The organism is Pseudomonas sp. NY15356, assembly GCF_048068175.1.
Taxonomy (GTDB): domain Bacteria; phylum Pseudomonadota; class Gammaproteobacteria; order Pseudomonadales; family Pseudomonadaceae; genus Aquipseudomonas; species Aquipseudomonas putida_K.
Map to the genome: position 1 here is coordinate 96,052 of NZ_JBLUPW010000011.1, position 25,163 is coordinate 121,214.

Sequence of the window (25,163 nt, forward strand, 5' to 3'; positions counted from 1 at the left end):
CCTCCGGCAGCGTGTTGGGGATGGCTCAGAGTAGTCCTAGTTGTTCGACCTCGGGAGCGCGGGGCAATTCCGGCAGCGGGGCAAGCCCAGGCAGGCGTGCCATCAGACGCTGGTGAAAGCGCTGGGCCAGGGCAGCGGCCAGCCGGTTGTCGGCCGTGTGCAAGAAGACATAAGGGCTGCGGCCTTCCTCGATCCAGGTGGCCACCTTGTCTACCCAGGGCGTGAGGAAGGGTTCGTTGGCATCCAGGTGCGGATGCCCGATGAAACGCACCTGGGGATGCTGGCTGAAAGCAGCCGGACGTGGCGGCACCCGTGGTTTCTTGGCCTGGGCGTCCAACACGCTGGGGTCGCGCAGCGTGCAACTGAACAGGGCGCGCGGGTCCAGGCAGATACGCTCGACGCCACGCTCGCGCAGCAGCCGATTGAGCAGGCGCTCTTCCTCGCCACGGGCGAAGAATGCGTCGTTGCGCACCTCGACCGCCACCGGTACGCCGATCTCATCGAGAAAATGGCACAGCTCCCCCAGACGCGTTGGGCCGAACTGCGCGGGCAACTGCAGCCAATATGGCGAAACCCGTGGGCCCAGCGGCGCCAGCAGCCGCGTGAAATCATGCGCCGAGGCCAATTGTTCGCCCAGGTGGCTTGCGTGGCTGACATCGCCCGGAAACTTGGCAGTGAAACGGAAATGCGCCGGCATCACCTGCGCCCAGCGCTCCACCGTGGCGGGTGCGGGGCGGGCATAGAAGGTGGTGTTGCCCTCAACGGCGTTGAACACCTGGCTGTACAGGCCAAGGTATTCGGCAGGACGGGCATCGGCGGGATAGAGGTAGTCGCGCCAGGCGTTGTCACTCCAGGACGGGCAACCGAGAAAATAAGGAAGAGACGATGGATTCATCCATCAAATGTACAGGTCCAGCCCCAGCACTTCCATCTCCCAGTCGGTGAAGCCGGCTGTGGCCAGGTAGCTTGCCAGGGCCGTCGCGGTGCGCCGGTCGCGGGCACGCGGGAAGACCATATCCTGCTGGCGGGCGGGGAACCCAGCGGCGCGGCGACGGGTTCCCGGGTCCTGCGGCACCTCGACCTCATCGACCAGCTCGGCGTCCTCGATCGCTTCGTCGCGCACCGGTGCCTTACGCGCGGGGCGCTTGATCGGATAGGACTGCGAGGAGAAACCGTCGATACGCATGGACAGGGCACTCAGGATCAATGATGGCAATTTAGCAGCACCAGAGATCCGTCGCTAATGCCCGATTTGTTAACTGGACCACAGTTTGGACAAAAGGTTCGGATTTGGCCTCATCGCCGGATGAACCCATTCGCCAGAACGCCGCATTTTCCGGTGAGCCATAACCCAGCCCTTCGGGCTATGCACACAGAACTGAATTCACCGCGATGGCAGGGTCGGCCGAATCAAGGGCGCCGCTTCTCCAAGGTCTGAACTGTTCAGCGCGCCTTGGGCGTGGCCACGTTGTCGCGCAGGTACACAGGTTGCGCCTGCTCGGCGGCAATGGCCTCACCGCGCCCCCAAGCGAAGCTGGCCAGGCTGAGGATGTCCAAAGCGTTGGGCAACGCCGAAGCGTCGCGCTCGCCCACCGGTACGGCCAGGCGCTCGGCATAGCCCCACCCGGTGCCGGCACCGAACCAGTCACCGCTGGCACCTTCGGGCAACTGCACCCGTTCCGGCGGCAGTACCGCTTCGCGCCCGAGCAGGCGCATCTCGCCCTCGCTGGCCTGGTAGCAACCCCAGTACACCTCGTCCATGCGCGCGTCGATGGCCGCGGCCACCTGCTGCACGCCACGCTCGCGCAAGGCTCCCTGGGCCAGCGCCGCCAGGTTGGACACCGGCAGCACCGGGCGCTCCAAGGCAAAGGCCAGCCCCTGCACCACGCCAATGGCGATACGCACACCGGTGAACGCGCCCGGGCCACGGCCAAAGGCAATGGCGTCGATGGCATTGAGCGCCACACCGGAATCGGCCAGCAGTTGCTTGATCATCGGCAGCAACTTCTGCGCGTGCATGCGTGGGATGACCTCGTAGTGGCTGGTCACCTTGCCGTCATGCAGCAAGGCGACGGAACAGGCTTCGGTGGCGGTATCCAGGGCCAGCAACGTGGTCATCGAACGGTATTCCAGGGCAGAAGTAAAAGAGCGGCAGTATAAACGACAACGGCCCGCAAGCGGGCCGTCGTGACGCACGGTGTTGGATCAGCTCAGGGCTGCCAGCACCTTGGCGGTGATCGACTCGACCGAGCCGACACCTTCGATGTGGGCGTACTTCGGCTTGCCATTGTTTGCGGCCGACAGCTTCTGGTAGAAGTCCACCAGCGGCTTGGTCTGGCTGTGGTACACCGACAGGCGGTGGCGTACGGTCTCTTCCTTGTCGTCATCACGCTGGATCAGCGCTTCACCGGTGACGTCGTCCTTGCCTTCCACTTTCGGCGGGTTGTGCTGGATGTGGTAGGTACGGCCCGACGACAGGTGTACGCGGCGGCCGGCCATACGACCGACGATCTCTTCGTCGTCCACGGCGATCTCGACCACGGCGTCGATGTCGACACCGGCAGCGACCATGGCTTCAGCCTGGGGAATGGTGCGCGGGAAGCCGTCGAACAGGCAGCCGTTGGCGCAATCCGGCTGGGCGATGCGCTCCTTGACCAGGCTGATGATCAGCTCGTCGGAAACCAGCTGGCCGGCATCCATGACCTTCTTGAGTTCCAGGCCCAGCGGGGTGCCGGCCTTGACGGCAGCACGCAGCATGTCACCGGTGGAGATCTGTGGAATACCGAACTTCTCGGTGATGAACTTTGCCTGAGTACCTTTACCGGCCCCGGGAGCTCCCAGCAGAATTACGCGCATCTTGTGCTCCTCATATTTTTCTATGTAAATCAACGGATTCGGCACACATGGCCAATTCCGAAAAATCGGGTGAGACCGAAAATCGGTCAAAAGGCTGCTCAAGATACACAGCGCCCGGCAACCAGACAAGCGTCCCAAAGTTGCAGGAAATCGCCATGCAGGGGCCTTTGGCGACTCGGTTGCGCCCAGCGCAACCGGCTTGGCCAGGCCCGACCGAACGGCACATGCCACCCGGCCAAGGCCCCTCCTCTGTCACCTCAGCCGGTGTTGCGAAGGCCTGCGGCGATGCCCGCCACGGTCACCAGCAGGGCCTGCTCCAACGGGCTGTTCAGAGCGGCTTCGCGACTGCGCGAACGGGCCAGCAGCTCGGCCTGCAGGCGGTGCAGCGGGTCCAGGTAGGTGTTGCGCAGGCTGATGAACTCCAGGGTCTCGGGGCTGTGAGCCAGTAGCACCGATTGCCCGGTCAGCCCCAGCACCACCTGGCACGACTGCGACAATAGGTCGCGCAGTTGCGCACCCAATGGCAGCAGTTCCGGTTGCACCAGACGTTCGTCGTAGGCCTTGGCGATTTCCGCATCGGCCTTGGCCAGGACCATCTCCAGCATGTCGATGCGCGTGCGGAAGAAGGGCCATTGCTCGCGCATCTGTGCCAGCAGCTCGCCCTGGCCACGGGCCAGGGCATTGCCCAGCGCCGTTTCCCAGCCCAGCCAGGCCGGCAGCATCAGGCGCGTCTGGGTCCAGCCGAAGATCCACGGAATCGCACGCAGGCTCTCGATGCCGCCGGCACGTCGCTTGGCCGGGCGGCTGCCCAGGGGCAGGCGGCCCAACTCCTGCTCGGGGGTGGATTGGCGGAAGTATTCGACGAAGTCAGGGTTCTCGCGCACCACGTCGCGGTACGCCTTGACACCATCGGCGGCCAGTTGATCCATCAATGCGCGCCACGCTGGCTGCGGGGGCGGCGGTGGCAGCAGGGTGGCCTCGAGCACAGCGGCGAGGTACAGGTTGAGGTTCTGCTCGGCGATACCCGGCAGGCCGAACTTGAAGCGGATCATCTCGCCCTGTTCGGTGGTGCGGAACCGCCCGCCCACCGAGCCGGGCGGCTGCGACAGGATCGCAGCGTGGGCCGGCCCCCCCCCTCGGCCGACCGTACCGCCCCGGCCATGGAACAACAGCAGTTCGACCTGGTGCTCGCGGCAGATGCGCACCAGGTTTTCCTGGGCCCGGTACTGGGCCCAGGCGGCTGCCGTGGTACCGGCATCCTTGGCGGAGTCGGAGTAGCCGATCATCACTTCCTGCGGCCCGTGCAGCCCGGCACGGTAGCCCGGCAGGCCGAGCAGACGCTCCATCACCGGCCCGGCGTTGTCCAGGTCGGCCAGGGTCTCGAACAGCGGCACCACCCGCATCGGCCGGGTCAGGCCGGCTTCTTTGAGCAACAGCTGCACCGCCAGCACGTCCGAGGCAGCACCGGCCATGGAGATGACATACGAGCCCAGCGAGGCTGCGGGCGCGGCGGCGATCTCGCGGCAGGTGGCGAGTACTTCGGCGGTATCGGCCCCGGGCTGGAAATGCGCAGGCAGCAAAGGTCGCCGATTCTTCAGTTCAGCCAGAAGGAACGCGATGCGCTGCTCTTCGTCCCAGTCGGCGTAGCGCCCCAGGCCCAGGTAATCGGTTATTTCGGTCAGCGCGTCCCGATGCCGGGCAGCGTCCTGGCGTACATCCAGGCGCACCAGGAACAGGCCGAAGGTCACCGCCCGGCGCAGGCAGTCGAGCAACGGGCCGTCGGCGATCACCCCCATGCCGCACTCATGCAGCGACTGGTAGCACAGCTCCAGGGGCTCGATCAGCTCACGGTTGCTGGCCAATACCTCGGCTCCAGGCGCCAGCGTGGTGGTAAGGGCGGCATGGGCCCAGGCGCGCGTGGCGCGCAGGCGATCACGCAATTGCTTGAGCAGCGCACGGTAGGGTTCGGCGCTGTCGCCAACCCGTTCGCGCAGGGTCGCGCTGGCCTGTTGCATTGACAGTTCGGCGGCCAGGTAGTCGATATCGCGCAGGAACAGGTCGGCGGCCATCCAACGCGCCAGCAGCAGTACTTCACGGGTCACCGCCGCGGTCACGTTGGGGTTGCCGTCGCGGTCGCCGCCCATCCAGGAGGCGAAGCGGACCGGTGCCGCCTCCAGCGGCAGGCGTAGGCCGGTAGCTTCGAACAGCGCCGTGTCGACCTTGCGCAGGTGGTTGGGGATCGCCTGCCACAGGGAATGCTCGATCACCGCGAAGCCCCACTTGGCTTCGTCCACAGGCGTCGGCCGGGTGCGGCGGATTTCCTCGGTGTGCCAGGCCTCGGCGATCAACCGGCGCAGGCGCTCGCGAACCTGCTGGCGTTCGGCGAGGGTCAGGTCACGATGGTCCTGCACCGCCAGTTGCCCGGCGATGGCGTCGTATTTCTGGATCAGGGTCCGGCGCGTCACCTCGGTGGGGTGGGCGGTGAGCACCAGCTGGATATCCAGCTTGGCCAGCTGCCTGGCCAGGGCATCATCGCTGTGGCCGGCCTGTTTCAGGCGCGCCAGCAACTCCGGCAATACCCGCGCCTCGAAGGGCTCGGGTTGGCCAGCGTCGCGGCGGCGGATCAACTGGTACTGCTCGGCGATATTGGCCAGGTTGAGGAACTGGTTGAACGCCCGCGCCACCGGCAGCAGGTCATCGTCGGCCAGGTCGCCCAACGTCGAGCTCAGCTGCTCGGCGGCGCCACGGCGGTCGGCCTTGGCGCTGTGGCGAATGTCCTCGATCTTCTGCAGGAACGCCTCGCCATGCTGCTGGCGTATGGTCTCCCCCAGCAGCTCCCCCAACAGATGGACATCCTCACGCAAGCGTACATCGATATCGGTCATCGGCCCTCTCTCCGGCGCGGCTCGCCCGCGCTCCCGCTCAGGAAGAGAACAGTACTGGCACAGCCGGCCCGGCATGGCAAGCCGCAGCCTGGCAAAGCGACTAAAGTGAAAGGAGTCATCCGTGGCCAGAGGTCGTCATGAAAATCCGCGAGCTTGTCCAACAATGGGAACAGAACGCCAAGGGGCATTTGAGCCCTACCGGCCATGTGCTGCACCTGGACCTGGAGTCCGAAGCGCGCCTGGCTGCCTTGATCGACATGTACCCCAAGCGCACCGCCGAAGAACTGCTCGGTGAGCTGGTCGGCGCAGCCCTCGAAGAGTTGGAGGCCAGCTTTCCCTATGTCCAGGGGCAGCAGGTGATCGCCACCGATGAAGAGGGCGACCCGCTGTACGAGGAAAGCGAGCACACGATAGGAAAAATACGAAAACCGGCTTAGGCCACGTACCCCTTGGGCTTGCTGGGGGCCAGCCCGAACCGTAAGCCGCTCTGTCGATCTGACTTTGGAATCACTGCATATATAGAGAGGTAAGCCATGGACACCTTCAAAAAGATGCTCGAACGGTGGGAAAGCAAATCTCAGGAGGCTGCTGATCGGGTGGATTACACCCTGACCCTCAGAAAGCACGATCTTGTCAAAATTAAGGCTTTCGCTCAGGCGTATGGACTCGATGAGGCCACCATCACTGAAAGCCTTTTGCAATCTGCTATACAGGAAGCAGAGCAAGCTATTCCCTACGAGAAAGGCTCTCAAGTCATCAGAATCGAGGAAGGTGAAGAGGTTTATGCAGATGCTGGCAAGACACCTGCATTCGTGGAAGCTGAACAAAACCTCTCAAAAAAACTTCGAGAAAAACCCTAACCACTAAATATCAATCACCAGCGTTTCGAGAACTCATTTCCGCCTCGATTTGAGAATACAGTTTTTCGTATCCTTTGAATTTACTCATCCTTGCTTTATTGAGCAGAGACAATTCCGACAACCTCATTAAACAACGATAGGTCTTCACAAAAATCTCATTAAATGAGTCCTGAATAACATCATCAGGCGAGCTTACCTGACCACATTTGAGACACATTCTTACGTAATTAGTCAAATTATAGTCGTCAAGATTACTAAAGTAATCATAGAATTCGGCTTCAGTTTTTTTGGCAACGCTATTTCTAACATCGGTACTGTTGAAGCTAGTGACGCTATAAGCGTGCTCAATCAAATCTGCCAAACTGCGTTCCACAACCAGACCATCAAAATACTCATCCAGTTTTTTCTGAATGTAGACATTCTCAGGCCAGCGGAAAATATCGCTCTTCTCACGAACATCATCAGAGAACGCGACACCCTCAAAGTAATTGTCAACTATTTCCTTAAGCCTATCATGCCGCCCCGCTTCAAAATACACTGACGCAACCGAATCCAAGTCGTTGATTGAGAACTTTAAAAGAGCCTTATCAACCGCCGATTCAAAAGCAGCAAAAACCTCACCTTCATTATCAAAAAAAGAAGAATGGAAAACATCCCAAGCTTTCTTCAACAAAGCAATTTCTGAATCGTGCTTTATTTTAGCTTCTAAAGCTGAAATAACGTTACGTAAAGACTCTTCATCAACGTAACCTTTTGCCACCAAGTCAATCACAGCAACATCAAACTCATCACACCGAGTAAACCCATACTCTTCGAGATATTTGTTTTTCTCCTCAATAGACTTCCGCTTCTCCACCTCACTTTCATCCATCTCGTCTCCGGGCAGAGAAGCACCAACATAACCACCCTCATAAGCCAGTATAAAATCAATATCAACCTTAGCAGAGCCACCACCGTATTTTGCCACAATAGCCAGTGGTAAAACATGTAGAGCCTGCTCAACAATTTGAGCATTAATACCTTTCAAGGTTGGCTTGAGCAGCCCAACAAAGTAATCAATCTTCTTGAGCAACCTAATATTATTGATTTTTAGCTTCGCAGAATTCTTGGCAATCACCTCATGCAATTCATCATCAAAATCGAAAACCAAACCAACTGCTTCGTCAACACTTGGATTGAATGTCACTTCATAGTCAAAGACTTTCTCATGATATGAGAAAAAATCATCGCCAGCTTTTAGCGTTCCATCGTTTAGCAGCATCACCACGCGGCAGTTTTTGTTTTCTGTCAACAGGGAAATTAGACCTAGTACTTCTCTGTCGTGTAGCCCAGAGCCTTTCCGCTCGAAATCATCAAGACAGACCAGCGTATCAGTAACGCGGAGAAACTGAAGACTCTCAACGATTGGGCCAATTCCTTTAACGCCCATCGCTGATACGTCATTGAACAGCGATGAACCTTTACGCATCCACCCCGCAAATCGACCTGAAATGTCTTTAAGATTCTCTTCAAACGAGCTTTCATCAGAAGCGATGTGGGCACGTTCCCGATAAACCTTGTTCTCGTAGATCGACCTTTTCAAGTCTTTCAGGCTGTTCAGCCCAAAGAGAGAAACATAAGAATAATTACGTTTACGGAACGAATCCCGGCTTTCAAGCACGACTTGTTTCCAAAGGTGGGTCTTACCCGTCCCCCAATCCCCTTTCAGAACAATTGCCCTATCCTTTTCGCCTTTAACAAAATCTACAAGGGCTGACTTAGCCTTACCAACCGACATCAACACACTCCTTTGACTTTATCATCAACCTTTATGAAATCCGGGTACTTTTGAGGATGCTGGAAAATTATATATTTTATGATTTTTTTATGAAGTGCTTCATTCAAAGCACTCTGAAAACTCGATATAGACTCAAGAGGTGACTCATCGACCAACAACGACCGCCAATGAACATTCTTTTCCGCACTGGACTCTTTGAATGTTAACAGAGCCTCAATTACTGAATGGGCCATATACCCAACCCCAGAGCGAGCTATAAAGCTTTGCTGAATTGATGCATCATCAACTACTGTTTCCTCTTCAAGCTCACAAGCATTTAGAATAGAAAGAGTTTTCGGAGAAAATTCATAATTTTTTCCACCAACGTAGTCCACAAGATGAATATCTTCAAGATGGGTTCTCCAAGTCTCTGTATCACCTTCAACTTGTTGCACCCCCACCTTCTTGAATCTTATTTTTAGTCCGACCCCATCACCTAATTGATAGCTCACATCACCTGCAAGCAAACTCATTAAGCTATTAGACAAAGCCGAAAAGAAATCAACACGATAATTTTTATTAAACCGCTCAAATAGAGAGATATCAAAAAGCGTCCAAATACTGTGACGCTTCCATGCAAACAAAACCGGAATCCCCAGCAGCTCGCCATACTTAAGGAGCTTCTCCCTATCTTTTGCTCTAAGAGTGAGCTTCTGTTCCTGTTTTGTTTTTACTTCAATTAAAACCCTATATTGATTCTTCTCCGTATTAAAAACAGCTAGCAAGTCGGGAACTTGATAAGAATCGCGTGATGACTTCGGAACTTGCTGTTGGTCCAACTTATGTATTAGTGAGCACTTCCCAAGCCAACTGCAAATTACGGCAAACTCGTCTTCTGCGGGCAATCCAAGGTCCAAACGCTGAACACGTTGCACCACCTGAGCGGCGTCCTCCCATCCACACTGCTCCAGTGCCTCATGGAGAATGCGACTCCGATCCATCAGTTTGACCTCATCCATGCAAAGCAACCTCACTCTCAGATAGCCGGGGAACTTAATCTGCTCCCCATCGTAGAACATGAGTTTTGTAGAGGCGTTTTAACATCAAACACTCAGGTTCACCACGAAATCGTGCGGGCTTGCCAGCGGGATGAGACCAATGATCTCGACGGATTTGGACTAAGCTGGAATGGGGCTATCTTGGCCGCAAAATTTTCCTTTGTAGTCCCGCTTTCCGAAGATATCGGCCCTACCCCGCGTTTCCTGGCGCTTTCCCGCCACCACCTGCATAGCCCCGGCAGCGCCGGCGACGACACCTCCAAGTGAGCCTGGGCGAGCGCCCCCAGGGCGCTCGCACTTGCCCCAGACACTCCCATTAGTGGCGAACAACGCTGACTGAACAGTCAGAAAAACTTGCCCATCGAAGGCAATTTTTTCTGAACTATCTGAAAAACGCCTCAGTCACAGCCAATAGCCATCACGCTAAAACCCTGCACACATGCCGTTGTGCACTGTTCAGCCGAAGTGCGCGCATCTGCCAGGGAAAAGCGATGGACTGCTACGGACATTGTCGTCAACAGGAGTGAACCAATGGAGCTGACCACCATGAAGACCCGCACATCGAATGACTCATCCAAGCCTGGGCGCGGGCTCAAGCTGGCCGCACTGGCCCTGGGCAGCAGCCTGGTCCTGGCCGGTTGCGCTGGCAACCCGCCCACCGAGCAGTACGCCGTTACCCAATCCGCGGTCAACTCCGCGGTCAGTGCCGGCGGCACCGAATTCGCCGCAGTGGAAATGAAGGCCGCCCAGGACAAGTTCAAGCAGGCCGAAATCGCCATGCATGACAAGAAGTATGACGAAGCCAAGCGCCTGGCCGAACAGGCCGAGTGGGACGCGCGCGTGGCCGAGCGCAAGGCGCAGGCCGCCAAGGCGCAAAAGGCCGTGCAGGACGCTCGCCAGGGCGTCCAGGACCTGCGTGAGGAAGGCATGCGCAGCGCCGAATGAGCGCAGCCCAGCCTTTTCTTGAGCCTTCGCCACTTTTCAAAGGATGAACACTATGCGTAATCACGTAATGATCCCCGCCCTGCTGGCCCTGAGCGTAGGCCTGGCCGCCTGCTCCCACGACCCGAACCCGAACCTTGAGTCGGCGCGTACCAATTTCTCGGCCCTGCAGAGCGACCCGCAAGCCAGCAAGCTGGCGGCTCTCGAGACCAAGGACGCCCAGGACTGGCTGAACAAGGCCGACAAAGCATTCATGGACCGTGAGGACGACAAGAAGGTCGACCAGTTGGCCTACCTGACCAACCAGCGCGTCGAGGTGGCCAAGCAGACCATCGCCCTGCGCTCGGCCGAGAACGAACTGAAAAACGCCTCCGCCCAGCGCGCCCAGGCCCGCCTGGATGCCCGCGACGCACAGATCCGCAAGCTGCAGGAGAGCCTCAACGCCAAGCAGACTGACCGAGGCACGTTGGTGACCTTCGGCGACGTGCTGTTCGACTTCAACAAGTCCGAGCTCAAGAGCAGCGCCTTCCCCAACATCACCAAGCTCGCCCAGTTCCTCCAGGAGAACCCTGAGCGCAAGGTGATCGTCGAGGGCTATACCGACAGCGTAGGTTCGGCCACCTACAACCAGGCCTTGTCCGAACGCCGCGCCAACAGCGTGCGCATGGCCCTGGTGCGTGCCGGCGTCGACCCGACCCGCATCGTCGCCCAAGGCTACGGCAAGGAATACCCGGTGGCCGACAACAGCAGCAACTCTGGCCGCGCCCAGAACCGCCGCGTGGAGGTGACCATCTCCAACGACAACCAACCGGTGCAACCGCGTTCGGTGAGCCAGGCGCGATAACGCCTGGGTCTTGAAACACAGGGCTGCTTTGCAGCCCATCGCGGGACAAGCCCGCTCCTACAGGGTTCTCTTGTGGGTGCGGGCTTGTTCTGCGATGGGGCTCGTGACAAGAATCACTGCACCTGCTGCGGCGTCTCCTGCCCCAGGCAGCGGATCGCCCGCTTGCGGTTGTCCACCAGCACGCCGGTCAGGCCCTTCTGCTGGGTATCGAACAGCACCAGCACACCATCGACGCATTGGGCCACCTGGGGCGCCGGGTCCAGGGAGACCTTGTAGTCTTCGCCGGGGATGGTCTTGAGCATGGTGAAGTCCTGCAGCAACAGGGCATCCTCGGGCTTGGCGAAATGCACGTAGCCGTAGTACCAGAGGGTGCCGACCGTCACGATGATGCTGCCGACGGCCGTCAGGATCAGCGGGATGGCGTTGCGTTCTTCACTCATTGCTCGTTGTTCTCGTCTGGGTAGTTGGGCACTTCGGCCAAGCGCCGAAGGCCATTGAAGTGGCTGGGGTCGTCAAGAAAGCGCAGCATCACCTGGCGCCAGGTCGGGTCGGCGAAGGTCTGCACATGGCCACCCCGGGTCAGCTGCAGGACCCGCGGCGGCGGTGCGTGCTGGTACAGGCGGATCCCGCTGTCCATCGGCACCAGGTTGTCATCGATGCTGTGGAAGAACAGCTTCGGTGGGCTGTCCAGCCGCTCGATGGAGCGGATCGCACTGTCGCCGTCCGGTACCAGCCATGACAGGGGCACCTGTAACGGCCAGGTAAGCCAGGACGTGCTCAGGGCGAAACGCCCCACTTCCCGGTAGCTGGCCGGCACGCCGTCGAACACCAGTGCCTTGAAGCGCTGGCGCTGGTCGGGATGAGCGGCCAGATAGTGGATGGCCATGGCTCCGCCCAGGCTCTGCCCCAGCAGTACCAGGGGCTTGCCCTTGACTTGCGGGGCCTGGTCCAGCCAGGCCATGGCCGCGGCGATGTCCTGGTAGACCTCGGGCAAGCTGGGCTTGCCCCGGGACAGGCCATAGCCGCGGTAGTCGATCAACAGCACCTGGTAGCCCTGCTCGGGCAGCCAGTAGCTGCCGCCCAGGTGCCAGGCCAGGTTGCCGCCGTTGCCGTGCAGGTGCAGCACCGTGCCCTTGACCTCGACACCAGGCTTGGCCGGCAGCCACCACCCGTGCAGGCGCGTGCCGTCGGCCGCCGTGAGGGTCAGGTCGCGATAGGCGAGCTTGGCCTTTTCCGGGGTGAACGCAAGGCCCGGCTCCGGGAAGAACAGCAAGCTGCTGCAGCCCCCGAGCCCCAGCAGGAGCAGGCCCAGGATCAGCAGGCGACAAGCGTCAGAGAATGTTCGCGTAGTCGGCTTCAATGCGATCCAGGCTCAGGTGGTTGAGGAAGTTGGAGAAGCACATCCAGGCCGACAGGGCGTTGAGGTCGCGGAACTGCTCCGGCAGGTACTTGGGCGGCTCCACCAGGCCCTCCTCGACCAGCTGGCGCAGGGTACGCATGTCTTCCAGGGTGGTCTTGCCGCAGAACAGCAGCGGGATCTGCTCGAGCTTGCCCTTCTTCACGGCCAACTGAATGTAGTTGTAAACCATGATGAAACCCTTGAGGTAGGACAAGTCCTTGGTGAATGGCAGGCCATTGGGCACCGAACCACGAAACACCCGGCTGGCGTTGCTGTAGCTCTGGGCCATCTCGAAGCCCTGGCCGCGGAAGAATTCATAGACCTGCATGAAGTCGGCGCCCTCCTCCACCATGTGGATCGCCCGGGTGCGGTTGGTGAGCTTGCGCAGGCGGCTGGGGTAGGAGGCGAAGGCGATCACCTCCATGAGGATGGCCAGGCCTTCCTGGGTCACGGTCGACGAGGGCGGCCCCTTGGCCAGGAAGGTGCAGATCGGCTGGTTGAGCCCATTGAGGGTGGTGCCCACGTGCACCAGCCCCTCGTGGACCTCCAGGGCGCGTACGTCGCGGCTGTTGAACATGGCGTCGGCACGCACCTTGATGTAGTCGGCACCGGCAGCAGCGTCGGCGACGATACCATCGGACTCGAACACGCGGATGGTCTCCTCGGCTTCGCCGAACACCTTGTTCAGGCGGCGCTGGAGAATCGCCACGGCTTCCTTGGCGGTGAGGTTCTTCGGCTCGTCCTTCAGGTCGCCCCGGCCATCGATGTTGTTCAGGTAGTCCGAGAGCATCAGACCCAGGTCGGCCAGGGTCGGGTCGCCGGCATGGAAGGCGTCCGAGGCCGCGCCATAGAGCTCCTGGGAAATCAGGCCGAAATCCTCGGTGCCACGGGCTTCGAGCATGCGTACCACCATGCGGTACTCCTTGCACATGCGCCGCATGATCTGGCCGACCGGGTTGAACTGGCCGAGCTGGCGGGTGATGTCGCGCTCGATGCTCTGGAACTCGGCCTTCACTGCGCTGGAATCGAACGACAAGGGCCGGCCCTGGTAGTAGGCGCGATCGACCGCAGGTGGCTCCTTGCCCTTGGCATTGAGAAAACCGTTACGGATGTTGTCGTCCCATTTCACCGCGTCGAGCACACGAATGGGGGTTTGCGCCGCGACGATGCGATCGGACAACGCGCGTATGGTTTGCTGGTACTCGTCCACCGGGGACTCCTTTCAGAACATACCTGTAACGGCCCTATCGCCGGCAAGCCGGCTCCCACCGGGTTGCGCCAGCTCACAGAAATCCGGCAAGACAGTTGCTCTCACCGATACACATGCGCAAGGGCAGTGATATACCCGTGGGAGCCGGCTTGCCGGCGATGAGGCCGCACGGTCATTTGCTGGAACGCTGGAAACGTGCCACTTCGACGAACAGGTCGGAATTGGCCGGGTCGTCCAGGTAGGCCAGAACCCGCTCCGCCGGGCTGTCGATCAACACACCCGGCCCGTTGTCCTCCACCCCCTCGGTGCTGCGCCCGTTGAGCTCTTTGTGCTCCAGCGCCTGCTGGACCTGGTCGACATCGAGGTTGTAGAGCACCAGCTCCTTGTCATCGACGATATCGAAGCCGCCGATCAGGAAGTTGCCGCCCAGGCGCTTGGGCACCCCCGCCGACAGGTACCAGCGGTTGCCATGGCGCGACACGGTAAAGACGTACTCCTCGGGTGCCTTGCCCTTGGCGGTGGCCACCGCCCGGTAGGCATCTCCGCCGACGCGGCTGATGGCGAGCTTGAGCGGCTCGCCCCAGGCGTCCTTGCTGCTCCATTTGCCAAGCAGCGCCTTGGGCGCGGCCTGGTTGCTGGGCAAAGGTTCATGGAAGGTCACCAGACAGCCACCGAGCATCAGGAATGACAGCGTCAACAACACCACACGCCAGGCTTTCATCAGGTTCTCCTTGAAAAAGTCGGTCGCCCCTGGGGTCGGTCCCAGCCTAGGCCGATGCCAGCACCAGGTGCAGGTACCGGGTAAGGATAGCGAGCATCTGCCCATCGGCTTGCGCATTCGCGTCCTTGAGCAGGCCCTGATATTCCATCTGCTCGATTATCGCCGTCAACATCTGGGCGTCCTGCTCGGGCTGGCGCGAGCCGACCACCTGCAGCATCTGGCGTGCGCCATGCAGCAGAATCTGTTCGTGGGCGGTTACCAGTTCGGCCAGACGTGGGCACAACAGCGCCTCCTGGCGGAAGGCCTGCTCGGCCATGATGAAGTCGCGCCGGGTATGCAACTGGCGGCTGACATAGTCTGCCATCATGCGTGCCACGTCGTCGGCCAGGCGCGCCCGGGACGCCGGGCTGCCGTCGCCCTGGGCGAGCAACTGGCGCAGCAGCACTTCGGAACTGGCCCAGAGCTTGGCCATGTAGGCGGCGCTGCGCTCGACATACTGGGCAAAGGTGTCGGTGAGCAGGTCTTCGATGTCCTTGAAGTAGTAGGTGGTGGCCGACAAAGGCACACCGGCCTCGGCGGCCACCGCCCGGTGCCGCACGCCACGCACGCCATCGCGCACGACGATGCGCATGGCTGCGTCGAGGATCTGCTGGCGGCGCTGCTCGCTGCCCTGGCGGGCAGTCTTGCGCCCTTGGTATTGCACGCTTTCAGCGACGGCGCTGGCGACGCCGGCTGCACCTTGTTGAGCCATTGCGGGAGTCACGATGTTTACCTCGTTGAATCTCAGCGAGGGTCTTCCCCTCTTCTTCCAGTAAAGACGGTTTGTAGCCGGTGGCGGCGCCGGCCCGCGAACTGTGACCACCCAGTCACAAAAGGGTTGCAGGCAAAAAAAGGCCGCTCCGAAGGCACTTGGCATTCATTGGAGCGGCGCTTTGAAATTCTGGGGCTGCTGCGCAGCCCTTTCGCGGGCGAGCCCGCTCCTACAGGGCAGGGCGCGCAGCGGCCCCCTTTACCATGCTCAGGCCTGCGGACGCATGTGCGGGAACAGGATCACGTCGCGGATCGACGGCGAGTTGGTCAGCAGCATGACCAGACGGTCGATACCGATACCCTCACCGGCAGTCGGCGGCATGCCGTACTCCAGGGCTCGGACGAAGTCGGCGTCGTAGTGCATGGCCTCGTCGTCACCGGCATCCTTCTCGGCCACCTGGGCCAGGAAGCGCTCGGCCTGGTCTTCGGCATCGTTGAGCTCGGAATAGGCGTTGGCGATCTCGCGGCCACCGATGAACAGCTCGAAGCGGTCGGTGACGGCCGGGTTCTCGTCGTTACGGCGCGCCAGCGGCGAGACTTCGAACGGGTACTCGGTGATGAAGTGCGGCTGCTCCAGCTTGTGCTCGACCAGCTCCTCGAAAATCATCACCTGCAGCTTGCCCAGGCCTTCGTGGCCCAGCACCTTGGCGCCGGCCTTCTTGGCGATCTCGCGGGCACGGTCGACGTCCTGCAGGTCGGCGGCGGTGAGCTCAGGGTTGTACTTGAGGATCGAGTCGAACACCGACAGACGCGCGAACGGCTCGCCGAAGTGGAACACCTTGTCGCCATACGGCACGTCGGTGGAACCCAGTACCAACTGCGCAAGCTCGCGGAACAGCTCCTCGGTGAGGTCCATGTTGTCGCGGTAGTCGGCGTAGGCCTGGTAGAACTCGAGCATGGTGAACTCGGGGTTGTGCCGGGTCGAGACGCCTTCGTTACGGAAGTTGCGGTTGATCTCGAAGACTTTTTCGAAACCGCCCACGACCAGGCGCTTCAAGTACAGCTCCGGCGCAATACGCAGGAACATGGCCATGTCCAGGGCGTTGTGGTGGGTTTCGAACGGCTTGGCCGCGGCGCCACCGGGAATGGTCTGCAGCATCGGCGTCTCGACTTCGAGGAAGTCGCGCTCGATGAGGAACTTGCGGATGTGCGAGATCACCTGCGAACGCACACGGAAGGTGTGGCGGGTTTCCTCGTTGACCATCAGGTCGACGTAACGCTGGCGGTAGCGCTGCTCGGTGTCGGTCAGGCCGTGGTGCTTGTCCGGCAGCGGGCGCAGCGACTTGGTCAGCAGGCGCACGTTGGTCATTTCGACGTACAGGTCACCCTTGCCGGAACGGGCCAGGGTGCCTTCGGCACTGATGATGTCGCCCAGGTCCCAGGTCTTGACCGCGGCCAGGGTTTCTTCCGGCAGGGTCTTGCGGTTGACGTAGACCTGGATGCGCCCGGTCATGTCCTGGATGACCATGAACGAACCACGGTTGAGCATGATGCGGCCGGCAACCTTGACCGGAATCGCGGCTGCTTCCAGCTCTTCCTTGGTCTTGTCCGCGTACTGTTTCTGCAGGTCGTTGCAGTAGCTGTCGCGACGGAAGTCGTTGGGGAAGGCGTTGCCCTTGGCACGCTCGGCGGCAAGTTTTTCCTTGCGCAGGGCGATCAGGGCATTTTCTTCCTGTTGCAGGTCTTGCGATTCGGTCTTGAGGTCGCTCATGTCGTCATTGTTTCCATCAGGTGTTCGTTGCCCCTGTCGGGCCGGGCTCGCGATACCGGCCCGGGGCCTGGTATCGCGGCGGTGGTGTGCGGTTTACAGCCCCTGCTTGAGGCTCGCTTCCAGGTACTGGTCGAGGTCGCCGTCCAGGACCTTCTGGCAGTCGCTGCGCTCGACGCCGGTACGCAGGTCCTTGATGCGCGAGTCATCGAGCACGTAGGAGCGGATCTGGTGGCCCCAGCCGATGTCCGACTTGCTGTCTTCCAGGGCTTGCGAGGCGGCATTGCGTTTCTGCATTTCCAGTTCGTACAACTTGGCCCGCAGCATCTTCATGGCGGTGTCCTTGTTGGCGTGCTGGGAACGTTCGTTCTGGCAGGCCACCACGGTGTTGGTCGGCACGTGGGTGATACGCACCGCCGAGTCGGTGGTGTTCACGTGCTGGCCACCGGCACCGGAGGAGCGGTAGGTGTCGATGCGAAGGTCGGCCGGGTTGATCTCGATCTCGACCTTGTCGTCGATCTCGGGCGAGACGAACACCGCCGAGAACGAGGTGTGGCGACGGGCGCCGGAGTCGAACGGGCTCTTGCGCACCAGGCGGTGCACACCGATCTCGGTGCGCAGCCAGCCGAAGGCGTACTCGCCCTTGATGTGCACGGTGGCGCCCTTGATGCCGGCGACCTCGCCTTCGGACAGCTCGATGATGGTGGCGTCGAAACCGCGCTTGTCGGCCCAACGCAGGTACATGCGCAGCAGGATGTTGGCCCAGTCCTGGGCCTCGGTGCCGCCGGAGCCGGCCTGGATGTCCAGGTAGGCGTTGTTCATGTCCATCTCGCCGCTGAACATGCGACGGAACTCGAGCTGGGCCAGGACTTCTTCCAGACCTTCCAGCTCGGTCACGACATCGCTGACGGCGGCTTCGTCATTCTCTTCGACGGCCATGTCGAGCAGGTCCTTGCAGTCGGACAGGCCGTTGGACATTTTGTCCAGGGTCTCGACGACCTGTGCCAGCATGGCACGCTCGCGCCCCAGCCCCTGGGCATACTCGGGCTTGTTCCAGACGGCAGGGTCTTCCAGCTCGCGGTTGACTTCGATCAGGCGATCAGCTTTTTGATCGTAGTCAAAGATACCCCCGAATGGACTGGGAACGTTCGGTGAGGTCCTTGATGGTGTTCAGGATTGGTTGGATTTCCATGGGCTGGCTACTCGCGCGAATTCGGTGAAAAGCCCGCGAGTATAACGCAGTCCGTGCCAGGGCGGCAGACCCGCCGGGCGGTATCGGCAGGAGGCCGTCGCGCGCCTGCGCGGCACAAGGTACGCGCCGCACTGGCGCGCTGTGTCCTGGTGCAAGCCACAAGGGAGTCAGGCCACACCCACCTGGTTACGCCCGTTGTTCTTGGCCAGGTACAGCCCCTTGTCGGCCGCCGAGATCAGTTGCCGGCTATGGCTGCCGATGCCAGGCGTGAGGGTCGCCAGGCCGATGCTCACGCTCAGGTGCGCATCGGCCTGGGGGGCGATGTGTGGAATGTTCAGCGCCAGCACCGTCTGGCGCAGCTTTTCGGCGATCAGCCGGGCCCCGCCGGGCGAGGTATTGGGCAGCACCAGGGCGAACTCCTCGCCGCCATAGCGTGCCGGCAGGTCGGTGGGCCGCGAGCAGGAACCACGGATGGCTTCGGCCACCTGACGCAGGGCCTCGTCGCCGGCCAAGTGGCCGAAGCTGTCGTTGTAGGCCTTGAAATAATCGACGTCGATCATCAACAGCGACAATTGCTGCTGTTCGCGCATGGCTCGCCGCCATTCGAGTTCCAGGTATTCGTCGAAGTGACGGCGGTTTGACAGCCCGGTCAAGCCATCGGAGTTCATCAGCCGCTGCAGCATCAGGTTGGTATCGAGCAGCTGCTGCTGGCTGACCCGCAGGGCGCGGTAGGCTTCGTCGCGCTGCAGCAGGGTCAGGTAGGAGCGCGAGTGATAGCGGATCCGCGCCACCAGCTCGATGTTGTCCGGCAGCTTGACCAGGTAGTCGTTGGCCCCGGCGGCGAAGGCTGCGCTCTTGACCAGTGGGTCTTCCTTGGTCGACAGGACGATGATCGGGATGTCCTGGGTGACCGGGTTGTTGCGGTATTCGCGCACCAGGGTCAGGCCATCGAGGCCTGGCATGATCAGGTCCTGGAGGATGACCGTGGGCTTGATGCGCATGGCCTGGGCCACCGCCTGGTGGGGGTCGGCGCAGAAATGGAAGTCGATGTTCTCCTCATGGGCCAGCCCACGGCGCACCGCTTCGCCGATCATCGCCTGGTCGTCGACCAGCAGGACCATCGCCGCGCTTTCGTTGATGGTCGTGAAACCTTCGATCGGTAGATCATTCATGCCTGTTCACCCGGTCACTGCCGGCCAGCCGGCGTGACTCAATACATAACTTCATTTTGGATAGATCTCCATCAGCCGCCCGGCGATACGCTCCAGCGGCCGGATCTCCACGGCGGCATCAATCGCCGCGGCGGCCTTTGGCATACCGTAGACGGCGGAGCTCTGCTGGTCCTGGGCGATGGTCAGGAACCCTCGCTGGCGCATCTGCTTGAGGCCCTGGGCGCCGTCGCGGCCCATGCCGGTGAGCAGCACGCCGACGGCATCGCCGGTCCAGTAGCGGGCCACGCTCTCGAAGAACACGTTGATCGAGGGGCGGTAGATCTCGTTGACCGGCTCGGCGGTATACGCCAGCTGGCCGCCTTGCATCAGGCGGATATGGTGGTTGGTGCCCGCCAGCAGGACTTGCCCCGGCTGTGGTGGCTCGCCTTCACAGGCCAGGCGTACCGGCAGGCCGGACACCCCGCTGAGCCATTCGGCCATGCCGGCGGCGAACACTTGGTCCACATGCTGGACCAGCACGATGGAGGCCGGGAACTCCCGCGGCAGCCCTTTGAGCAGCACTTCCAGTGCCGCCGGCCCACCCGCCGAGGAACCGATGGCTACCAGGCCACGACGTTGGGACGCTTCACGCAGCGGCGCCGACACAGTCCGGGTCGTGGCTGGCCGTTGCTGGCCGATCAACCAGCCGATATTGAGGATTTTGCGCAACAGTGGCGCGGCCGCTTCCCGGGCGTCGCCGGCCCCCAGCGAAGGCGTGTCGACCACGTCCAGGGCGCCATGGCCCATGGCCTCGAACACCCGGTGCACGTTCTGCTTGCGATCGACCGTGACGATAACGATGGCGCATGGGGTCTCGGCCATGATTCGGCGGGTGGCCTCGACGCCGTCCATCACCGGCATGATCAGGTCCATGAGAATCAGGTCCGGGGTTTGCTCGGCGCACAGCCTTACCGCCTCGGCGCCATTGGCCGCCACCCACAGCACCTGGTGCTCAGGCTCGAAGGCCAGCGCCCGGCGCAGGGCCTCCACGGCCATGGGCATGTCGTTGACGATGGCGATCTTCATCCCTGGGCCCCTCCGATCAGCTCCACCACGGCGTCCAGCAGCGCGTCGTCATGGAAGCTGGCCTTAGCCAAATAGTAGTCGGCGCCGGCGTCCAGTCCACGTCGCCGGTCTTCTTCACGATCCTTGTAGGACACCACCATCACCGGCAGCGATTGCAGGCGCTGGTCCCGGCGTACCAGGGTCACCAGTTCGATGCCGTCCATGCGCGGCATGTCGATATCGGTGATCAGCAGGTCGAAATCATCGCTGCGCAAGGCGTTCCAGCCGTCCATGCCGTCCACCGCCACGGCCACGTCGTAGCCGCGGTTGCCCAGTAGCTTGCGCTGCAGCTCACGTACGGTGAGCGAGTCGTCCACCACCAGGATGCGCTTGCGCACCAGGCCACGCCCACCCCGGGCACCACGTTCGATACGCTCCAGCCGCCCGGTGCTGAGCAGCTTCTCGACCGAGCGCAGCAGGTCTTCGACGTCGATGATCAGCACCACCGAGCCATCGTCGAGCAAGGCCCCGGCAGAAATGTCCTGGACCTTGCCCAGGCGCGTATCCAGCGGCATCACCACCAACACCCGCTCGCCGACCAGGCGCTCGACCGCCACACCGTAGAGCTGATCGCGCTCACGGATCACCACGACCCGCAGGCTGCGTTCGTCATCCTGCCCTGCCGGGCGGTTGAGCAACTGGCTCGCGGCCACCAGACCGATGTGCCGGCCCTCGTGCCAAAAGTGCTGGCGCCCTTCGATCTGCACGATCTGCTCGGCGGACACCTCCAGGGTGCGTTCGATGTGCGCCAATGGGAACGCATAGGCTTCACCGCCCACTTCCACCACCAGGCTGCGCACCACCGACAAGGTCAGCGGCACTTCCAGGTGGAAGGTGCACCCCTGGCCGGACACCTGGGTCAGCTCGATCGAGCCGCGCAGCTCGCGCACCATGTGCTGCACCGCATCCAGGCCAACGCCCCGCCCGGACACCTCGGTGACCTGGTCACGCAGGCTGAAGCCCGGCAGGAAGAGGAAGGTCAGCAGCTCCGCCTCGCTCATCTGCGCCACGGTCTCGGCAGGCGACAGCGCACGCTCGACGATGCTGCGACGCAGGCGCTCAAGGTCGATACCGGCGCCGTCATCGCTGAGTTCGAGAATCAGCAGCCCGGCCTGGTGGGACGCACGCAGGCGCAACGTGCCATCGACCGGCTTGCCCGCCAGCAGACGCCGCTCGGGCAGCTCGATGCCATGGTCGACGGCATTGCGCAGCAGATGGGTCAAGGGCGCTTCGAGCTTCTCCAGCACGTCGCGGTCGACCTGGGTCTTTTCGCCCTCGACCTGCAGTTGCACCTGCTTGCCCAGGGAGCGCCCCAGGTCGCGGACCATGCGGCTCTGCCCGGTCAGGACATCGGCGAAGGGGCGCATGCGGCAGGCCAGCGCCGTGTCGTAGAGGTGCTGCGCACGCTGGCTGGCCTGCCAGCCGAACTCGTCGATCTCTGCGGCCTGCTGCTGCAGGATCTGCTGGGTTTCGCCCAACAGACGTTGGGTCTGGGCCAGGGCTTCGAGCACCTCCTGGCTTTGGCCGCTGCCTTCGAGCTGCTGCTTGAGCCCATCGAGGGCGCGCATGCCCTGGCCATGCATGCGCTTGAGGCGCTGCAGGCTGGCCAGGTAGGGCTTCAGGCGCTGGGTTTCCACCAGCGACTTGCTCGACAGGTCCAGCAGGCTATTGAGGCGATCGGCCGTAACCCTGAGCACCCGCTCGGCCCCTTCACCGCCGCGCTTGGCCACCTTGGGCGGCGGAACGGGCTCGGCCGGCTCGCTCACAGCCTCTGGCACCTCTGCCTCTGCTGCAGGAGGCAAGGCCGCAGCGGCGGGAGCACTGGGTTGGGCTGCAGCGGACGCACTCGGGTCTAGCAGGCCGGCCAGCTGTGCCAGGAAGGCCGGCACCGCCGCCTCGCTGCCCTGGTCGCCCGGCGTGGCGATGCGCATCAGCAGGTCGGTGCCCTGCAGCAGGGCATCGATATGCTCGGCACGCAGCAGCAGACGCCCTTCCTGGGCGGCCACCAGGCAATCCTCCATGACATGGGCCACGTTGACCCCGGCATCGATGCCGACGATGCGGGCGGCGCCCTTGAGGGAGTGGGCCGCACGCATGCAGGCTTCCAGCTGGTCGGCCTGGGTCGGGTTGCGTTCCAGCGCCATCAGGCCAGCACTGAGCACCTGGGTCTGGGCCTCGGCCTCCAGGCTGAACAGCTCGAGCAGCGATGCGTCGCGCATTTGCTCAGGGGTCATGACAGGCTCCGCTTCACGGCAGACAGTACGTGTCGTTCATCCAGCACCCGCACGCTGCGGCCGCGCCATTGCAGCACCGCCGCAGTGAAATGCGCGGCGTCCTGGCCATCGACCAAACGCGCAGGGTCCAGGCGGTGGATACCATCGATTTCGTCCACCGCGATAACCACCGGGCCACCTTCGGCTGCAAGGATCAACATACGTGGCATCACTCGGCCGTTGCGTTCCTGGGCCGGCAGTATTTCCATGCCCAGCAGGTCGGCCAGCGACAGACAGGGCACCAGCGCGCCACGTACGTTGGCCACGCCCTGCAGTACCCGTGAACGCTGGTGCGGCAGTGAATGCACGGCCTGCAGCGGGGCGATTTCGGCAAGGCATGCGCAGGCCAGGGCCAACCACTCCTCGCCCAGGCGGAACAGCAGCATGGAGCGCCCAACGCTGTCTTCCTCCGGCGGCAACACCACGTCCTGCTCGTCCTGCAACAGGGCATAGCGGTCCAGCAGGCGGGTGGCCGCTGCGGCATAGACCTGGCAGTTGCGGCAGTGGACATGGCGTTCGAGCAACGGGCACTGCTTGTCGCCATGCACGCCGATGCGGTTCCAGCAGTCGTCGATGAGCTCATCGTCCCGTGCGATCAGGTGCACCCCCTGTACGTCACTCATCGTTCAGACTCCCGCCCCGCACGCGCAGCCCGCGCCTGCAGCCGACGGGCCCCGGCCTCATCGCCCTGGGAGGCGAGCAAGGCCGCCAGGTGCACCAACGCCTCTGGATGCTGGGGCTCCAGGTACAGTGCCTTGCGGTAATGGCTGAGTGCGGCTTGGATGTCGCCTTCGGTATCGCTGAGCAGGCCCAGCCAATAATAGACCTGCGCCTTGGGCGGGAACTGCTGCAGATACTGCTGGCAGCTGGCCCGCGCCTGTTCGCTGTCGCCGGCATTGGCCTGGCGAGCGATGCGCTCGAGCAACTGCCGCTCGCCTTCGCCATGGGACGGGGCATGGGAAACCGCCGGCACCGGGCGAGGCATCCGGGCGGGGCGAGTCACAGGCCGCGGCGACAAGGGCGGCATCGTCAGCGTGCGAACGGCCAGTACCGGGCGGGTGGCCGGGGGCGGTGGCTCTTCCTGGCGAACATAGGCGAACGACTGGGCGATGCCCAGCGGGCGCATGCCCAGGCGCGCCAGCAGGCTGCCCTCGGCCGGGCCGATGAACAGCACGCCCTGGGCATGGGTCAGGTGCTTGAGCACCTCGAAAACTCGCCGCTGGGTCGGCACGTCGAAATAGATCAACAGGTTGCGGCAGAACACGAAGTCGTAGAGCCCTTCGCGGCTCTTGAGCAGGGGGTCCAGCACATTGCCTACCTGCAGGTTGACCTGGTTGCGTACCCGCTCGGCCAGTTGGTGGCCTTCGTCGGTTTCACTGAAGTGCCGGTCACGGAAGGCCAGGTCGATACCACGGAAGGAGTTGCGCCCGTATACCGCCTGCTCGCCGCGGGCAATGGAACTGGGGCTGATGTCGATGCCATCGATCCGGAACGTCGCCGGGTCCATGCCCCCATCGAGCAATGCCATGGCGATCGAATAGGGTTCCTCGCCGGTCGAACAGGGCAGGCTGAGAATGCGCAGCGGGCGTGCGCCGGCCAGCTCGGCCAGGCGTTTATGGGCCAGCCCCACCAGGGCAGTGAACGACTCCGGGTAGCGGAAGAACCAGGTTTCCGGAACGATCACCGCCTCGATCAGCGCTTGTTGCTCGTCTACCGACTGCTGCAGGCGCAGCCAGTAGTCGTCCAGGTCGCTGGCCTGGCAAGCGGCGCAGCGCTGCTGCAAGGCCCGCTCGACCATGGGCGCGCCGACCGAGTCCACGTCCAGGCCGATACGCTCCTGCAGGAAGCGGAAGAAATGCTGCTGGTTCATGCCGTCACCTGCCCAGGCAGCTCGGGAAACAGCAACCGGCGCACATCGTCCGGCAGCAGGTCGTCCACCTCGATACGCTGCAACAACCCGCCTGCATCCTGGCGCACCGGCCCCAGGTACGGCGCATCGGTATTGTCCAGGCCATAGGGCTGGAACTCGTCGGGGCGGCAACGCAGGGTATCGGTGGCTTGCTCCAGGACCAGGCCCAGTTGCTGGTCGCCACGGTAATGCACCAGCACCAGTCGGGTACTGGTGCGCATGGGGGCCGGGCGACCGAAGCTCAGCGCCGAGAGGTCCACCACCGGCACCAGTGCGCCGCGGTGGGCCAGGATACCTGCCACCCACGCAGGGGCTTGAGCGATGGGCTTGAGCGTACGGCGCGGCAATACCTCGATCACCTCGTGCACATCCAGGGCAAAACGCTGGTCACCGATGCGAAACTGCAGGTACAGCGTGCCCTTGCCGTCGCCTGCCTGCTCCTGCTGGAGCTGCACGTCGTTCAT

24 protein-coding genes and 1 pseudogene are annotated in these 25,163 nt (G+C 62.2%); 5 read left to right on the top strand and 20 right to left on the bottom strand.

Annotated features, from left to right (window positions below; genetic code table 11):
• Window positions 1–25 precede the first annotated feature (25 nt).
• From ACNFCI_RS11480 to ppc, 5 genes are all read right to left on the bottom strand, one after another.
• Complete coding sequence (locus ACNFCI_RS11480) at window positions 26–895, bottom strand: DUF72 domain-containing protein (RefSeq protein ID WP_324816267.1); 870 nt, start codon at window positions 893–895, stop codon at window positions 26–28.
• A gap of 3 nt (window positions 896–898) precedes the next feature.
• Entirely contained in the window at window positions 899–1,186 is a 288-nt protein-coding gene (locus tag ACNFCI_RS11485; RefSeq protein WP_084856845.1) for a hypothetical protein, read from the bottom strand.
• A gap of 257 nt (window positions 1,187–1,443) precedes the next feature.
• Window positions 1,444–2,118, bottom strand: a complete 675-nt coding sequence (gene tsaB, locus ACNFCI_RS11490; protein ID WP_368829991.1) for a tRNA (adenosine(37)-N6)-threonylcarbamoyltransferase complex dimerization subunit type 1 TsaB — start codon at window positions 2,116–2,118, stop codon at window positions 1,444–1,446.
• Between the two features lie 87 nt (window positions 2,119–2,205).
• Window positions 2,206–2,856, bottom strand: coding sequence for an adenylate kinase (gene adk / locus ACNFCI_RS11495; protein ID WP_324816271.1), 651 nt, complete (start codon window positions 2,854–2,856; stop codon window positions 2,206–2,208).
• A 257-nt stretch (window positions 2,857–3,113) separates the two neighbouring features.
• Window positions 3,114–5,741: a phosphoenolpyruvate carboxylase gene (gene ppc, locus ACNFCI_RS11500; protein ID WP_368829992.1), complete on the bottom strand. Its 2,628-nt coding sequence runs from the start codon at window positions 5,739–5,741 to the stop codon at window positions 3,114–3,116.
• A gap of 137 nt (window positions 5,742–5,878) precedes the next feature.
• Here ppc and ACNFCI_RS11505 point away from each other — a divergent pair, with 137 nt between their 5' ends.
• Window positions 5,879–6,178, top strand: a complete 300-nt coding sequence (locus ACNFCI_RS11505; protein WP_368829993.1) for a hypothetical protein — start codon at window positions 5,879–5,881, stop codon at window positions 6,176–6,178.
• Between the two features lie 96 nt (window positions 6,179–6,274).
• Window positions 6,275–6,601 (top strand): hypothetical protein, encoded by a 327-nt coding sequence (locus ACNFCI_RS11510; protein ID WP_368829994.1) that lies wholly within the window; start codon window positions 6,275–6,277, stop codon window positions 6,599–6,601.
• A gap of 10 nt (window positions 6,602–6,611) precedes the next feature.
• Here the strand turns inward: ACNFCI_RS11510 and ACNFCI_RS11515 are convergent, their stop codons facing one another.
• Window positions 6,612–8,378, bottom strand: a complete 1,767-nt coding sequence (locus ACNFCI_RS11515) for a hypothetical protein (RefSeq protein WP_368829995.1) — start codon at window positions 8,376–8,378, stop codon at window positions 6,612–6,614.
• Entirely contained in the window at window positions 8,378–9,376 is a 999-nt protein-coding gene (locus ACNFCI_RS11520; RefSeq protein WP_368829996.1) for a hypothetical protein, read from the bottom strand. The genes ACNFCI_RS11515 and ACNFCI_RS11520 overlap by 1 nt, the downstream gene beginning before the upstream one ends.
• 207 nt (window positions 9,377–9,583) lie before the next feature.
• On the opposite strand from ACNFCI_RS11520, the pseudogene ACNFCI_RS11525 reads away from it, so the two are divergent.
• From ACNFCI_RS11525 to ACNFCI_RS11535, 3 genes and pseudogenes are all read left to right on the top strand, one after another.
• Window positions 9,584–9,682: pseudogene (locus ACNFCI_RS11525) on the top strand (pilin assembly protein); the annotation flags it as partial.
• A gap of 264 nt (window positions 9,683–9,946) precedes the next feature.
• Window positions 9,947–10,360 carry a DUF4398 domain-containing protein gene (locus ACNFCI_RS11530; protein ID WP_084856812.1) on the top strand — a complete coding sequence of 138 codons (414 nt, stop codon included), beginning with the start codon at window positions 9,947–9,949 and terminating at the stop codon, window positions 10,358–10,360.
• 52 nt (window positions 10,361–10,412) lie between these two features.
• Window positions 10,413–11,201 carry an OmpA family protein gene (locus ACNFCI_RS11535; protein WP_084856809.1) on the top strand — a complete coding sequence of 263 codons (789 nt, stop codon included), beginning with the start codon at window positions 10,413–10,415 and terminating at the stop codon, window positions 11,199–11,201.
• Window positions 11,202–11,314: 113 nt separating this feature from the next.
• On the opposite strand, the gene ACNFCI_RS11540 is transcribed toward ACNFCI_RS11535, so the two are convergent.
• The 13 genes from ACNFCI_RS11540 to ACNFCI_RS11600 all read right to left on the bottom strand — a co-directional run bounded on the left by ACNFCI_RS11540 (window position 11,315) and on the right by ACNFCI_RS11600 (window position 25,163).
• A complete protein-coding gene (locus ACNFCI_RS11540) occupies window positions 11,315–11,641 on the bottom strand; it encodes a hypothetical protein (RefSeq protein ID WP_084856807.1) in 327 nt (108 codons plus the stop codon).
• Window positions 11,638–12,561, bottom strand: a complete 924-nt coding sequence (locus ACNFCI_RS11545) for an alpha/beta hydrolase (protein ID WP_084856805.1) — start codon at window positions 12,559–12,561, stop codon at window positions 11,638–11,640. Before ACNFCI_RS11545 ends, ACNFCI_RS11540 begins: the two co-directional genes overlap by 4 nt.
• Entirely contained in the window at window positions 12,533–13,810 is a 1,278-nt protein-coding gene (locus ACNFCI_RS11550; protein WP_368829997.1) for a flavohemoglobin expression-modulating QEGLA motif protein, read from the bottom strand. The genes ACNFCI_RS11545 and ACNFCI_RS11550 overlap by 29 nt, the downstream gene beginning before the upstream one ends.
• 172 nt (window positions 13,811–13,982) lie before the next feature.
• Complete coding sequence (locus tag ACNFCI_RS11555; protein WP_084856801.1) at window positions 13,983–14,531, bottom strand: hypothetical protein; 549 nt, start codon at window positions 14,529–14,531, stop codon at window positions 13,983–13,985.
• A 46-nt stretch (window positions 14,532–14,577) separates the two neighbouring features.
• On the bottom strand, window positions 14,578–15,282 hold the full coding sequence (locus ACNFCI_RS11560) for a TetR/AcrR family transcriptional regulator (RefSeq protein ID WP_084856799.1): 705 nt from the start codon (window positions 15,280–15,282) through the stop codon (window positions 14,578–14,580).
• A gap of 267 nt (window positions 15,283–15,549) precedes the next feature.
• Entirely contained in the window at window positions 15,550–17,052 is a 1,503-nt protein-coding gene (gene lysS / locus ACNFCI_RS11565) for a lysine--tRNA ligase (RefSeq protein ID WP_060478386.1), read from the bottom strand.
• A gap of 93 nt (window positions 17,053–17,145) precedes the next feature.
• Window positions 17,146–18,241 (bottom strand): peptide chain release factor 2 gene (prfB, locus tag ACNFCI_RS11570; RefSeq protein ID WP_143515203.1). Its coding sequence is split into 2 segments (ribosomal slippage): window positions 17,146–18,168 and window positions 18,170–18,241, totalling 1,095 coding nucleotides; the frame shifts between segments, so codons are not numbered across the junction.
• A 167-nt stretch (window positions 18,242–18,408) separates the two neighbouring features.
• Window positions 18,409–19,413, bottom strand: a complete 1,005-nt coding sequence (locus tag ACNFCI_RS11575; protein ID WP_416767987.1) for a diguanylate cyclase — start codon at window positions 19,411–19,413, stop codon at window positions 18,409–18,411.
• 51 nt (window positions 19,414–19,464) lie between these two features.
• Window positions 19,465–20,478 carry a chemotaxis response regulator protein-glutamate methylesterase gene (locus ACNFCI_RS11580; protein ID WP_084856794.1) on the bottom strand — a complete coding sequence of 338 codons (1,014 nt, stop codon included), beginning with the start codon at window positions 20,476–20,478 and terminating at the stop codon, window positions 19,465–19,467.
• Window positions 20,475–22,751 (bottom strand): hybrid sensor histidine kinase/response regulator, encoded by a 2,277-nt coding sequence (locus ACNFCI_RS11585; protein WP_416767988.1) that lies wholly within the window; start codon window positions 22,749–22,751, stop codon window positions 20,475–20,477. The genes ACNFCI_RS11580 and ACNFCI_RS11585 overlap by 4 nt, the downstream gene beginning before the upstream one ends.
• The gene (locus ACNFCI_RS11590; protein WP_084856791.1) at window positions 22,748–23,413 is read right to left on the bottom strand and encodes a chemotaxis protein CheW; all 666 of its coding nucleotides are present in this window, start codon (window positions 23,411–23,413) and stop codon (window positions 22,748–22,750) included. The genes ACNFCI_RS11585 and ACNFCI_RS11590 overlap by 4 nt, the downstream gene beginning before the upstream one ends.
• Window positions 23,410–24,660, bottom strand: coding sequence for a CheR family methyltransferase (locus ACNFCI_RS11595; protein WP_368829998.1), 1,251 nt, complete (start codon window positions 24,658–24,660; stop codon window positions 23,410–23,412). Before ACNFCI_RS11595 ends, ACNFCI_RS11590 begins: the two co-directional genes overlap by 4 nt.
• Window positions 24,657–25,163, bottom strand: a complete 507-nt coding sequence (locus ACNFCI_RS11600; RefSeq protein ID WP_084856788.1) for a chemotaxis protein CheW — start codon at window positions 25,161–25,163, stop codon at window positions 24,657–24,659. The genes ACNFCI_RS11595 and ACNFCI_RS11600 overlap by 4 nt, the downstream gene beginning before the upstream one ends.

Excerpts from the sequence above, each read along its gene's own strand:
- lysS (WP_060478386.1), bottom strand. The coding sequence starts at position 17,052 with ATGAGCGACCTCAAGACCGAATCGCAAGACCTGCAACAGGAAGAAAAT.
- ACNFCI_RS11600 (WP_084856788.1), bottom strand. The coding sequence starts at position 25,163 with ATGAACGACGTGCAGCTCCAGCAGGAGCAGGCAGGCGACGGCAAGGGC.
- ACNFCI_RS11575 (WP_416767987.1), bottom strand. The coding sequence starts at position 19,413 with ATGAATGATCTACCGATCGAAGGTTTCACGACCATCAACGAAAGCGCG.
- ppc (WP_368829992.1), bottom strand. The coding sequence starts at position 5,741 with ATGACCGATATCGATGTACGCTTGCGTGAGGATGTCCATCTGTTGGGG.
- ACNFCI_RS11515 (WP_368829995.1), bottom strand. The coding sequence starts at position 8,378 with ATGTCGGTTGGTAAGGCTAAGTCAGCCCTTGTAGATTTTGTTAAAGGC.
- ACNFCI_RS11480 (WP_324816267.1), bottom strand. The coding sequence starts at position 895 with ATGAATCCATCGTCTCTTCCTTATTTTCTCGGTTGCCCGTCCTGGAGT.
- ACNFCI_RS11510 (WP_368829994.1), top strand. The coding sequence starts at position 6,275 with ATGGACACCTTCAAAAAGATGCTCGAACGGTGGGAAAGCAAATCTCAG.
- ACNFCI_RS11555 (WP_084856801.1), bottom strand. The coding sequence starts at position 14,531 with ATGAAAGCCTGGCGTGTGGTGTTGTTGACGCTGTCATTCCTGATGCTC.
- ACNFCI_RS11590 (WP_084856791.1), bottom strand. The coding sequence starts at position 23,413 with ATGAGTGACGTACAGGGGGTGCACCTGATCGCACGGGACGATGAGCTC.
- ACNFCI_RS11540 (WP_084856807.1), bottom strand. The coding sequence starts at position 11,641 with ATGAGTGAAGAACGCAACGCCATCCCGCTGATCCTGACGGCCGTCGGC.
- ACNFCI_RS11595 (WP_368829998.1), bottom strand. The coding sequence starts at position 24,660 with ATGAACCAGCAGCATTTCTTCCGCTTCCTGCAGGAGCGTATCGGCCTG.
- ACNFCI_RS11535 (WP_084856809.1), top strand. The coding sequence starts at position 10,413 with ATGCGTAATCACGTAATGATCCCCGCCCTGCTGGCCCTGAGCGTAGGC.
- ACNFCI_RS11520 (WP_368829996.1), bottom strand. The coding sequence starts at position 9,376 with ATGGATGAGGTCAAACTGATGGATCGGAGTCGCATTCTCCATGAGGCA.
- ACNFCI_RS11580 (WP_084856794.1), bottom strand. The coding sequence starts at position 20,478 with ATGAAGATCGCCATCGTCAACGACATGCCCATGGCCGTGGAGGCCCTG.
- ACNFCI_RS11585 (WP_416767988.1), bottom strand. The coding sequence starts at position 22,751 with ATGACCCCTGAGCAAATGCGCGACGCATCGCTGCTCGAGCTGTTCAGC.
- ACNFCI_RS11560 (WP_084856799.1), bottom strand. The coding sequence starts at position 15,282 with ATGGCTCAACAAGGTGCAGCCGGCGTCGCCAGCGCCGTCGCTGAAAGC.
- ACNFCI_RS11485 (WP_084856845.1), bottom strand. The coding sequence starts at position 1,186 with ATGCGTATCGACGGTTTCTCCTCGCAGTCCTATCCGATCAAGCGCCCC.
- tsaB (WP_368829991.1), bottom strand. The coding sequence starts at position 2,118 with ATGACCACGTTGCTGGCCCTGGATACCGCCACCGAAGCCTGTTCCGTC.
- adk (WP_324816271.1), bottom strand. The coding sequence starts at position 2,856 with ATGCGCGTAATTCTGCTGGGAGCTCCCGGGGCCGGTAAAGGTACTCAG.
- ACNFCI_RS11530 (WP_084856812.1), top strand. The coding sequence starts at position 9,947 with ATGGAGCTGACCACCATGAAGACCCGCACATCGAATGACTCATCCAAG.
- ACNFCI_RS11505 (WP_368829993.1), top strand. The coding sequence starts at position 5,879 with ATGAAAATCCGCGAGCTTGTCCAACAATGGGAACAGAACGCCAAGGGG.